Source organism: Streptomyces sp. NPDC032745, assembly GCF_055579465.1.
In genome coordinates, this window is sequence record NZ_JBVING010000016.1 from 216,719 (window position 1) to 226,826 (window position 10,108).

A 10,108-nucleotide genomic window follows, 5' to 3' on the forward strand; every position below is an offset into this window, starting at 1 on the left:
CTGGCCGATGTGACGCGCCCCGATCCGGTGGGCCTCCTCGACCCGGCCACCCGCGCCTGGCTGACCCGGCACGCACTGCCCGGCGCCCGGCTGCACGAGGTGGACCCGCTGCCCGGCGGGTTCACCAACGACATGGCCCTGCTCACGGCCCAGCCCGCCGACGCACGGGGCGTGGAGCGCTACGTGCTGCGCCGCTACCGGCCCAGCGGCAGTCGGGTCCCGCGCAACACCTGTGCGGTGGAGGTCGCCGTCCTCGGCCGGGCGGCGGCCAGTACCGTCCCGGTGACCGCGGTGGTCGCGGCCGATCCGCACGGCCGGGCCACCGGCCGCCCCACCCTGCTCTACCGGTTCGTGGACGGGACCCCGCTCAGCCAGGTGCTCGCGGACGGCCCGGTGAGCGGCGAAGCGCGGGCCCTGGGCCGGGCCGTCGGCTCGGTGCTGGCGCGGATCGGCCGGGTCAGGCTGCCCCGCCCGGGCGTCTTCGGAGACTCCTCGCTGGTCCCGGCCACGGACGGCGCGCTCCCGCTGGGCGACCTGCCCGGTTTCGTCGACCGCTGTCTTGCGACCTCCGGCGCGGACGGGCCGCTGAGCGGGACGGATGCGGCCGTGCTGCGTGCCCTGGCCCGTCGGGGGCCCCGGGCACTCGCCGCCGTGGCGGGTGAACGCAGCCTGGTGCACTGCGACTTCAACCCGAAGAACGTCCTGGTCCGACGGAGCGCCGGACAGTGGGCGGTGGCCGCCGTGCTCGACTGGGAGCTCGCCTTCAGCGGCTCCCCGCTCTTCGACGTCGGGAACATGCTGCGCTTCGCCCACGAGTACCCGCCGGCCTTCACCGCGGGCTTCCTCGATGGCTTCCGGGGCGGGAACGGCCGGCTGCCCGTGGACTGGCTGCGGCTCAGCCGGACGCTGGACCTCTTCGCGCTCGCCGACATCCTCACCGCACCACCCGACCCGGCCTACTTCGCCCGCGCCCGCGCGGTGCTGTGCCGGTCCGCCGCCGACCGGCACTGAGTGCGGCCGGACGAGCGCGCGCCAATGATCGTCTCCCCTTTCCCATCCGGCCCGTGCGCCGCTCTTTTCCCAGGAGGAGACTGCTGTCCGTGCGGATCGCGGAAGCCCTGGCAATAGACGTCCAACAAATGGCGAAGAGGTGACACAGGGCCTTCTTCTCAACATCGGGAATGCCGGTTAGTCTGCCTGAACGGAAGCGAAGATCCTTGACCAAGGGAGAATTCCGCCGTGGCGAACGGAAGCCCGGAAAATGTCCTGAAGACGCTCACGCCGACCGTTCGCTGCAACGGGACGCCGCCCACGCCCGCCCTGCGTGAAGGGCCGTACTACAAGCCCGACACCCCCTGCAGGACCAGCTTCCGGGACGATGTGGCAGGGGGCGTTCCGATGCTGCTGCACGGCGCCGTGCGCACCCCCGAGGGCAAGCCGATCGGCGCGACCCTGCTCGACTTCTGGCAGGTCGGGGACGCCGGGGTCTACGACGAAGACGGTTTTCGGCTGCGCGGTCACCAGTTCGCCGATGCCGAGGGGCGGTGGCGGCTGGAGACGGTGCTGCCCGCCGTGTACCCGGGGCGGACGCGGCACGTCCACGTGAAGGTGCAGCCGCCCGGCGGAGCCGTACTGACCACGATGCTGTATTTCCCCGGGGAACGCCGAAACCACCTTGACAAGTATTTCCGGCCAGAATGTCTGATGGATGTGCGGGAGACGCCCGACGGGTGGGACGCCGCGTTCACCTTCGTTCTGGATGTGTGAAATCCGGCCGCCGAAATCCCGTAAGGAACCTTCTAGTCCGCTGCCCGGAGATATCGATATCCGCCGTCCGTCGTGTCCGCGGGACGGAAGTCGACAGGAGACACATGGCCGATCTCATGCGCGCCCAGTACGACACACAGCGCAATGCCCGGAGTGACGCGCGAATCGGTGCCCGGAGCGATGTCCGCGGCGATGCCCTGAGCTACGCGCAGAACCACCTGTACTACCCGGTCAGCGCGTACGAGATGGACCACGGCGAAGGCGTCCACCTGTACGACACCGACGGCAACGAGTACCTGGACTGCGCGTCCGGCACCTTCAACCTGAGCCTCGGATACGGGCACCCCGAAGTGGTCAAGGCCATGCGCGACCAGGCCGAACGGCTGGTGCACACCACCTCGACGTTCCAGACCGCACCCGTCAACGAGCTGGTCCGGCGGCTGGTCGAGGTCACCCCGCCGAACCTGACCAAGGTGCACCTCAAGGTGTCGGGCGGCTCCACCGCCAACGAGGGCGCGGTCAAGATGGCGCAACTCGCCACCGGCCGCCGCGACGTCATCACCTTGTTCCGCAGCCACCACGGCCAGACCATGATGACGACCACCATGTCGGGCGAGTCCTTCCGCAAGGCCCCGTTCCCGCACCTGATGCCCGGCGTGCTCCAGGTCCCCGACCCGTACTGCCTGCGTTGCTTCTACCGCCAGGCGGGCCCCGACAGTTGCGGCATGCTCTGCGTCGAGCGCATCAACGACTTCCTCGACCACGCCAGCTCCGGCAGCGTCGCCTGCGTGGTCGTCGAACCGGTCTCCGGCAGCGGCGGCAACATCGTGCCCCCCGACGGCTACCTGCCCGCGCTGCGCGCCTTGTGCGACGAACGGGGCATCGTCCTCGTCTTCGACGAGATCCAGACCGGCATCGGCCGGATCGGCCGGATGTTCGCCGCCGAGCACTACGGGGTCCGGCCCGACATCCTGACCACCGCGAAGGGCCTCGGCGGCTCCGGCGCCCAGATCGCGGCCATCGTCGCCGACGAACGGATGTCCGGGCTCAGCAGCGACCACCACTCCTTCACCTACGGCGGCAACGTACTCGCCGCTGCCGCCGCGGCCACCACCCTCGAGGTGATAGGCCGCCCCGGCTTCCTGGAGAACGTCCGCGAGGTCGGCGCCCACATCATGGAACGGCTGCGCGCACTGGCCGCCTTGCACCCCGCCGTCGTGGACGTGCGAGGCCTCGGCCTGATGATCGGGATCGAGATCGGCGACGACGCGGGCCGCCCGCACAGCGAACGCGCCCAAACCCTGGCCCGGCACGGCATGGACCACGGTCTGATCCTGCGCACCTCCCGTTACGGCCGGGGGAACGTGATCAAGATCCGCCCGCCGCTGATCCTCACCCGCGCCGAGGCAGATCTGCTCTGCGACCGGCTCGAAGCCCTCTTCGCCGCCGAGGCGGCCGCATGACCGGCACCGCGCACGGCAGCCCGCCGGGGGCCGCAGCCGTGCGGCAGTACGTGACCGGCCTCGCCAGTGCCGTCCGCGAGGCCGTGCTGGCCGCCCGGCACCGGGCCGGCAGCCGCGTGGTCCGGGGCCACTCGCCGGGCGGGGACGCCCAGTTCGGCCTCGACGAGGTCGCGGAGGCGGCCGTCTGGAAGTACGTCGTCGGTCACGACCTGCCCGTCGCCGTCTACTCCGAGGACCGCGGCCTGCAGTACCACGGCACGGACCCGGCCCACCTGCTGGTCGTCGACCCCATCGACGGCACCCGGCCCGCCGTCGCCGGCCTGGAGTCGGCCACCGTCTCGGTCGCCGTCGCCCGCATGTCGCAGCGCCCGCGCATCGCCGACGTCGAGCACGCGCTGCTGATGGAACTGCGCACGGGCGCCTACCTCTACGGGGACCTCGCGACGCCCGGCATCACGGCGCACGGCTACGACCACCCCGTCCCGGCCCTGACCCGCACCACCGACCCCGCGCGGATGTTCTGGTCGCTGGAGTTCAACGGCCACCCGGCCCGCCTGATGACCGAGGCCTACGGCCACCTCATCGACCGCTCGGCCAACACCGGCGGGGTCTTCGTCTTCAACAGCGCCACCTGGTCCATCTCCCGGCTGCTCACCGGCCAGCTCGACGCGTACGTGGACATCGGCAACCGGCTGCTGCGCGACGACCCGGCGCTGCTGCCCGAGTTCGAACGTGCCGGCAACGGCCGGGTCCTGCACCTGTTCCCGTACGACATCGCAGCGGCCGTCTTCCTCGCCGAGCGGGCCGGCGCGGTCATCACCGACGGCTACGGACAGCCGCTCGGCGACACCGTCCTGACCGACCTGAGCATCACCAACCAGCGTTCCTGCGTGGCCGCATCCACCCCCGAACTCCACCGGGCCCTGCTGTCGGCCGTCCGATGGAAGGAGTGACGCCCATGCGCCCCCGGAACACCCCGCCCGCCGGAGCGGCCGGTACCGCCACCGCCGACGACACCGAGTTCAGGGTCCTGCTCCACCGGCTCTCCGACAAGGCCACCGCGGACTACTACAACCCGTTCACCACCTTCGACTGGCCGCCCACGATCCCCGCCGACGGGCTCTGGATGTCCCCCGAACTGCTCTCCGTCCACGGAACCGAGGTGATGGACGAACTGAGCCCCGGCCAGTTCCGGGCCCTGAGCCGGTGGGAGAGCATCAACTTCTACAGCCTCAACGTGCACGGTATCCGCGAACTGCTCATCGAGGTCACCCGGCGCATCCACGCGCCCGGCTTCGAGCTCCCCTCCGAGTTCTTCCACCACTTCATCGGCGAAGAGAACGACCACATGTGGTTCTTCGCCACCTTCTGCCTCAAGTACGCCGACAAGATCTACCCCGACAAGTCGGTCAAGCTGCCCGAAGCCCCGCGCGACCCGGACATCGAGAACTTCCTCGTCTTCGCCCGGATCCTGATCTTCGAGCAGATCGTCGACCACTACAACGTCCAACTGGCCGCCGACCGGCGACTGCACGCGACCATCCGGCACATCAACCGGCTGCACCACCAGGACGAGTCCCGGCACATCGCCTTCGGCCGCCGCCTGGTGCAACTGCTGTGGGAGCGGCTCCTCGACAGCGGCCTGGACGAGGCGGCCAGGCGCGAACTGCGCGACTACCTCGGCCGCTACCTCACCACCAGCATCGAGTCCCTCTACAACCCTGCCGCCTACCGCGACGCGGGACTTCCGGACGGCTTCGCGCTGCGCAGACGCCTGCTCGCCCACCCCGCCCGGCAGGCCGCCCACGCCAAGGTCCTGCACAAGACCACCGACTTCCTCCACCGGATCGGGGTGTTCGATGCCCGTCACTGACCCCACGGCCACCGGGACCACCTGGTCGGTCCGGGACGGACTCGCCACCCTCGACGAACCCGCCGTTCTGCTGAGGGACGCACTCGACGCGGTGTTCACCCGCTGGGGCACCGAGGCCGGAGCCCGGCAGCAGAGCTACCCGCCGCTGCTGCGGGCCGAAGAGCTGCGGTCCCTCGACTACTTCCGCAACTTCCCGCACCTGGGCAGTCCGGTCACCCGGATCCGCCCGGACCGGCTGGCCGCCCTCGCCGCGGCTCCGCCCGGGGCCACCGCACTGCCTGCGGCCGAGCTGACCGACGCCACCCACATGCTGCCCTCCGCGGCCTGCTACGGCTGCTTCCTGCACCTCACCGGCACCAGCGCCGACACCCCCCTGCTGATCACCACCGCCGCGCAGTGCTTCCGCAACGAGGACCGCCACGACGGGCTGCGCAGGCTCTGGGGGTTCACCATGCGGGAGATCGTGTGCATCGGCTCCGCCGAAGCCGTACGGACCCACCTCGACCGGCACCAGGAGCGGATCCGCGCCTTCGGCGCGGCCCTCGGCCTCACCCTGGACCGGCAGCCCGCCACCGACCCGTTCTTCGAGAAGGACGGCGCCCGCACCGTCATGCAGCTGCTCGCCCCGGTCAAGGACGAGTACCTGCACACCGACGGCACCGCCGTCGCGTCCACCAACAACCACCGCAACTTCTTCGGCGAGCGTCGCGCCATCGGCCACGCGGGCCGCCCGGCCTTCACCGGCTGCGTCGCCTTCGGCCTGGAACGCTGGGTGCACGTCCTGGGCGACCATTTCGGAGGGGACCTGGCCGCCGCGCACCGCGCGGTACGGCAGGCGGGGGAACGCTCGTGACCCGGCTGTCCGCCCGGCTCGGGCTCGAACTGCCACTGCTCCAAGCCGGGATGGGCGCCGTCGCCGGCCCCGCTCTGTGCGCCGAGGTGTCCCGCGCCGGAGCGGGCGGGACCCTCGCGCTGTACAAGGAAGCGCCCGCGCGGGCCGCCCGGCTGGTCCGGGAGGTGGCGGCCGCCACCGGCCGACCGTTCGGGGTGAACGTGGTCCCCGAGGTCACCGGGCCGACCGGCTGTCTGGACCAGCTCCGGGCCGTCCTGCCCGAACTGCCCCGGGGCGGCTTCGTCACCTCTTTCGGGCTGCCCGACGCCGACGCGGCCCAGGCCGTGCGGGCAGCCGGACACCCGCTGGTGGTCCAGGTCGGCACTCTCGCGGACGCCGACGCGGCCCTTGGGCAGGGCGCGGCCGTCCTGGTCCTCCAGGGCACCGAAGCGGGCGGCCACATGCTCGGCCGACTGCCCGTGGACCTCCTGCTGGCCGCCGTCCGGGCCCGCCACCCGCACGCGGTCCTGGCCGTCGCGGGCGGGATCGCCACCGGGAAGGACCTCGCGGAGGCCGTGGCGCGCGGCGCGGACGGGGCCATGGCCGGAACCCTGTTCGTCCCGGCCGCAGAATCCACTGCGCACCCGGAGTTCAAACGCCGGGTGGTCGAGGCCGTGGCCGACGACACCCTCATCACCACCCTCTTCGACATCGGCTGGCCGAACCGCCCGCACCGCGTCCTGCGCAACCCCCTCACCAACGCCTCGGAGCGCGCCCCGGCCACCTTCATGGCCACCACCCGGGTGGACGGCCGGGAGCACCCGGTACCGCGCTACAGTGCGGCCGCTCCGGGCGAGGCCACCACCGGCCGCATCGAGGAGATGGCCATGTACTGCGGCCGGTCCTGCACCCGCGTCACCGCCCTGCACCCGGCCGCCGTCACCGTTGCCCGGGTCCGCCGGGAGTACGAGAGCGCGCGCCGGCCCCCGACGGCATCCCGACAGGTGCACCGGATCCAGGAGAGGTGACCATGGACGACGTGATCAAGCCGGTCGTGGACTGGCTGCGCGAACGCAATCCCACCGTCGAAGAGATCCCCGAGGACCTCGACCTGATCGAGAACCGGCTGATCGACTCCCTCGGCTTCATGGAGTTCATCCTGTTGCTGGAGGACCTGATCGGCCGGGAACTGCAGCTCGACCAGATCGACGTGAACCAGTTCCGCACCCTTCGGTCCCTCACGGACCACTTCCTGAAGGGGTGAACCGCCCATGGCACAGGCGCCGCCGCATCACGGACCCGGCCGGGTCACCTCCCTGCACCTCGCCGAGCGCGCCGGGGAGCCCACCTTCCGCGTAGCGCGGGCCCGCGCGGTGACCGGCCGCGGGCTGGCGGGGGACCGCAACTACTGGGCGGGCGAGGGCCCCCGGCCCCGGCGCCGGGGCACCGGCCGGGCCTCCGGGGTCTGCGACGTCACCCTCATCGAGGCCGAGGCCCTCGAGGCCCTGGCCCGCGAACACGGCATCACGCTGACCCCCGCCGAATGCCGGCGCAACCTCGTCTGCCGCGACATCCGGCTCAACCCGCTGGTGGACCAGGAGTTCGAGATCGGCGCGGTGATCCTGCGCGGCCTCAAACTCAGCGAACCCTGCGCCCGTCTCGAACAGTTGGTCCGCCCCGGTCTGATCCGCGGCCTGCTGCACCGCGGCGGGCTGCGGGCCGAGGTGGTCCGCGGCGGGACGATCCGAGTGGGCGACCGGATACTCCCGCTGCAGTGGCGAGTTCGCTGACGGCAGGCGGCCGAACGGCTACTTGTCGGCACCGGCCGGCCCGGTGAAACGTCGGAGAGCCCACAGACCAGTGCACACCTGGCCCGAGACGGGCCGCAAGCGTCCATGTCCGCAGGCCGGGACGGTTCGCCCGCGCGCCGCGCGGAATGCGGGCCGGCCGGCCCGTGGCCCTGCAGGCAGGAAGACAGCATGGCGATCGAAGGCGCCGCTCCCGGGCGGCAGAGCGGCAAGGCACCGGAGTTCGGCGCGGATGCTCCGTCATCCAAGGCCGTGGAGCGGGCGGAACGGGCGGGCGAGGAGCTCGCCGCCGCGGGGGCGGCCGTCTCCGTCCGCCTGCTGGGGTGGGGCTTCGCCCTCCGCCTCGACCAGGGGGCCGCCGACGGCCTCGCACCCCCCGACGGCACCGGGCCCGTCAACGGCTTCCCCGGCCTGGTGGAGGAAGTGCTCGCCGGCTCCCTGCCCGAGGCCCTCGCCGAAGCCGTCGGCGCGGTACTGGCCGGACGCGCCGAACAGATCGGGTCGGCCGCCCGGGGCGCCGGGTGCGAGCTGGTCTCGCCGTGGGCCGCGCCCACCCTCCTCACCCCCGTCCCCCTCAACGCGACGCCGCGCGAGACCGGCCTGTGGTTCAGCGTGTTCGGACCGGGCGAAGGCTGGGGAGCCGACGTGCAGTTCACGGCGCGCTACGCCTCCGAAACACCGTCCCTGGCCGTGTTCCGCGATGACCTGTACTGCGTCTACCAGGGCCGGGGCGATGACCCCGACCTGTGGTGGACCGCGCACCGCGCGGACGGCAGCTGGCCCGAGGACCAGCCGTTCCCCGGTCACCACACTCTGGGCAGCCCGGCCTTGGCCGTGTTCCGGGACCGGCTGTACTGCGCGCACCGCGGCGGCTCGGGCGACTGGGGCATGGCGCTGACCTCGTACGACGGTGGCACCTGGACGCCGGACCGGCCGGTCCCGGACGCCGAGAGCGTCTACGGCCCGGCGCTGGCCGTCTTCCGCGACGCGCTGCACCTCGCCTACGCCGACGCCGCCCAGCGGATCATGGTCACCAGTAGCCGGGACGGCCGCAGCTGGACACCCCCCGAACCCGTCCCCGGCTGCGCCACCACGAGGTCCCCGGCGCTCGCCGTGTACGACGGCACCCTGCACCTGCTGTACGGCAACCCCAAGGACGGAGCGATCCACTGGACCCGGCTGCGGGGCACCACCTGGGCCTCCGAGGGCGCGCTGCCCGGGCACCGTACCCGGAGCAACATCGGCCTCGCCGTCTTCGACGGCAAGCTGATGTGCGTCCACCGCGACCCCGCCCGCCAGCAGCTGTGGTGGTCCGCATTCGACGGCACAGGGTGGAGTACGGACACCGAGATGCCGGGGCACAGCAGCAAGTACGGCCCGGCGCTGGCCGTGCACCGGGACCGGACCGGCACCCGCGACCAACTCCTGTGCGTCCACCGGGGCCACGCCCAGCGCTTCGTCACCGCGACCGGGGAGTTGCTGACCGACGAGGACCCGGCGGGACTGCACGAACTCGACGATCCGGCCTCCGCCGCCGACTGAGCACGCTTAAGGGCAGATCAACTGAACCTTAAGGGTGCCTTTGGTCTCCACGCCCCTGCGTCGATCAAGACCGCCGGTGTGAGCGCCGCACGCGTGTCGACCCCATCGGCGTTGGGGCCGTGACCTGCTTCTTTGACGTAGTCCATGATTCGCGAGCCCGGCGGTGTGCCCCCACACAGCGCCCCGGACCTCCTGACGGCTTGATTTGTGAGGCGGCGACAAGTCTGAACCCGCCTGTCATGCCGTGCCGTATGCAGGACGTGGGGTGGGACAGCGTCCATCGGATCGAGGAGTGTCAATGTCCAGGAAACGCACCATGAGTCTCAAGAAGAAGCTCGTGCTCTCTGTCGTCGCGGGAACCCTCGCGACCGCAGGGGTCGTAGCCACGATGGCGGCCGGCAATGCCGCCGTCCCCGACGTCGTGTGCCAGGGGTCGACGGTGACGTTGTCGGGTGAGGGGGGTGCGCCGGCGGCGAGTAGTGGGACGTTCCCGGTGGGGACGAAGCTGAAGGTGACGAATCTGGACAACGGTAAGTCGACGTCGGTGACGGTGAGTGGTCCGTCGGGTAGTTGTGTGCTGCTGAACAATGCGGCGTTCGAAACGGTGCGGGAGCCGGGCAAGAACCTGATCCGGCGTGCGCGTGTCGAGCGGGTGGCTGGTGGCGATGGCGCGCCGGCCGGTGCGGCGGGTCCGTCCGGTGCGGCGGGTGTGCAGGTGCCGCCGGCCACGGGGGAGGTGGTGTGTCCGGGGTCGACGGTGACGTTGTCGGGTGAGGGGGGTGCGCCGGCGGCGAGTAGTGGGACGTTCCCGGTGGGGACGAAG

Annotated in this window: 10 protein-coding genes and 1 pseudogene; all 11 read left to right on the forward strand. The window is 71.7% G+C overall.

Annotated features, from left to right (window positions below):
- The first annotated feature begins 9 nt into the window (after positions 1 to 9).
- Positions 10 to 1,011: a phosphotransferase family protein gene (locus ACZ5WG_RS33120; protein WP_468728055.1), complete on the forward strand. Its 1,002-nt coding sequence runs from the start codon at positions 10 to 12 to the stop codon at positions 1,009 to 1,011.
- Between the two features lie 228 nt (positions 1,012 to 1,239).
- Positions 1,240 to 1,767 (forward strand): dioxygenase family protein, encoded by a 528-nt coding sequence (locus ACZ5WG_RS33125; RefSeq protein ID WP_468728056.1) that lies wholly within the window; start codon positions 1,240 to 1,242, stop codon positions 1,765 to 1,767.
- A gap of 104 nt (positions 1,768 to 1,871) precedes the next feature.
- On the forward strand, positions 1,872 to 3,230 hold the full coding sequence (locus ACZ5WG_RS33130; RefSeq protein WP_468728057.1) for an aspartate aminotransferase family protein: 1,359 nt from the start codon (positions 1,872 to 1,874) through the stop codon (positions 3,228 to 3,230).
- Positions 3,227 to 4,183: an inositol monophosphatase family protein gene (locus ACZ5WG_RS33135; RefSeq protein WP_468728058.1), complete on the forward strand. Its 957-nt coding sequence runs from the start codon at positions 3,227 to 3,229 to the stop codon at positions 4,181 to 4,183. The genes ACZ5WG_RS33130 and ACZ5WG_RS33135 overlap by 4 nt, the downstream gene beginning before the upstream one ends.
- Before the next feature lie 5 nt (positions 4,184 to 4,188).
- The gene (locus ACZ5WG_RS33140) at positions 4,189 to 5,103 is read left to right on the forward strand and encodes a diiron oxygenase (RefSeq protein ID WP_468728060.1); all 915 of its coding nucleotides are present in this window, start codon (positions 4,189 to 4,191) and stop codon (positions 5,101 to 5,103) included.
- Entirely contained in the window at positions 5,090 to 5,956 is an 867-nt protein-coding gene (locus ACZ5WG_RS33145; RefSeq protein WP_468728062.1) for a class-II aminoacyl-tRNA synthetase family protein, read from the forward strand. The genes ACZ5WG_RS33140 and ACZ5WG_RS33145 overlap by 14 nt, the downstream gene beginning before the upstream one ends.
- Complete coding sequence (locus tag ACZ5WG_RS33150; RefSeq protein WP_468728063.1) at positions 5,953 to 6,963, forward strand: NAD(P)H-dependent flavin oxidoreductase; 1,011 nt, start codon at positions 5,953 to 5,955, stop codon at positions 6,961 to 6,963. The genes ACZ5WG_RS33145 and ACZ5WG_RS33150 overlap by 4 nt, the downstream gene beginning before the upstream one ends.
- A gap of 2 nt (positions 6,964 to 6,965) precedes the next feature.
- Complete coding sequence (locus ACZ5WG_RS33155) at positions 6,966 to 7,199, forward strand: acyl carrier protein (RefSeq protein WP_327733592.1); 234 nt, start codon at positions 6,966 to 6,968, stop codon at positions 7,197 to 7,199.
- 7 nt (positions 7,200 to 7,206) lie between these two features.
- The gene (locus ACZ5WG_RS33160) at positions 7,207 to 7,725 is read left to right on the forward strand and encodes an MOSC domain-containing protein (RefSeq protein WP_468728064.1); all 519 of its coding nucleotides are present in this window, start codon (positions 7,207 to 7,209) and stop codon (positions 7,723 to 7,725) included.
- 189 nt (positions 7,726 to 7,914) lie between these two features.
- Complete coding sequence (locus tag ACZ5WG_RS33165; RefSeq protein WP_468728065.1) at positions 7,915 to 9,285, forward strand: hypothetical protein; 1,371 nt, start codon at positions 7,915 to 7,917, stop codon at positions 9,283 to 9,285.
- Between the two features lie 412 nt (positions 9,286 to 9,697).
- Positions 9,698 to 9,940: pseudogene (locus ACZ5WG_RS33170) on the forward strand (RlpA-like double-psi beta-barrel domain-containing protein); the annotation flags it as partial.
- Positions 9,941 to 10,108 lie beyond the last annotated feature (168 nt).

Bases quoted from the DNA above. Each gene is read 5' to 3' on its own strand.
- ACZ5WG_RS33140 (WP_468728060.1), top strand. From the start codon at position 4,189: ATGCGCCCCCGGAACACCCCGCCCGCCGGAGCGGCCGGTACCGCCACC.
- ACZ5WG_RS33155 (WP_327733592.1), top strand. From the start codon at position 6,966: ATGGACGACGTGATCAAGCCGGTCGTGGACTGGCTGCGCGAACGCAAT.
- ACZ5WG_RS33135 (WP_468728058.1), top strand. From the start codon at position 3,227: ATGACCGGCACCGCGCACGGCAGCCCGCCGGGGGCCGCAGCCGTGCGG.
- ACZ5WG_RS33160 (WP_468728064.1), top strand. From the start codon at position 7,207: ATGGCACAGGCGCCGCCGCATCACGGACCCGGCCGGGTCACCTCCCTG.
- ACZ5WG_RS33130 (WP_468728057.1), top strand. From the start codon at position 1,872: ATGGCCGATCTCATGCGCGCCCAGTACGACACACAGCGCAATGCCCGG.
- ACZ5WG_RS33165 (WP_468728065.1), top strand. From the start codon at position 7,915: ATGGCGATCGAAGGCGCCGCTCCCGGGCGGCAGAGCGGCAAGGCACCG.
- ACZ5WG_RS33145 (WP_468728062.1), top strand. From the start codon at position 5,090: ATGCCCGTCACTGACCCCACGGCCACCGGGACCACCTGGTCGGTCCGG.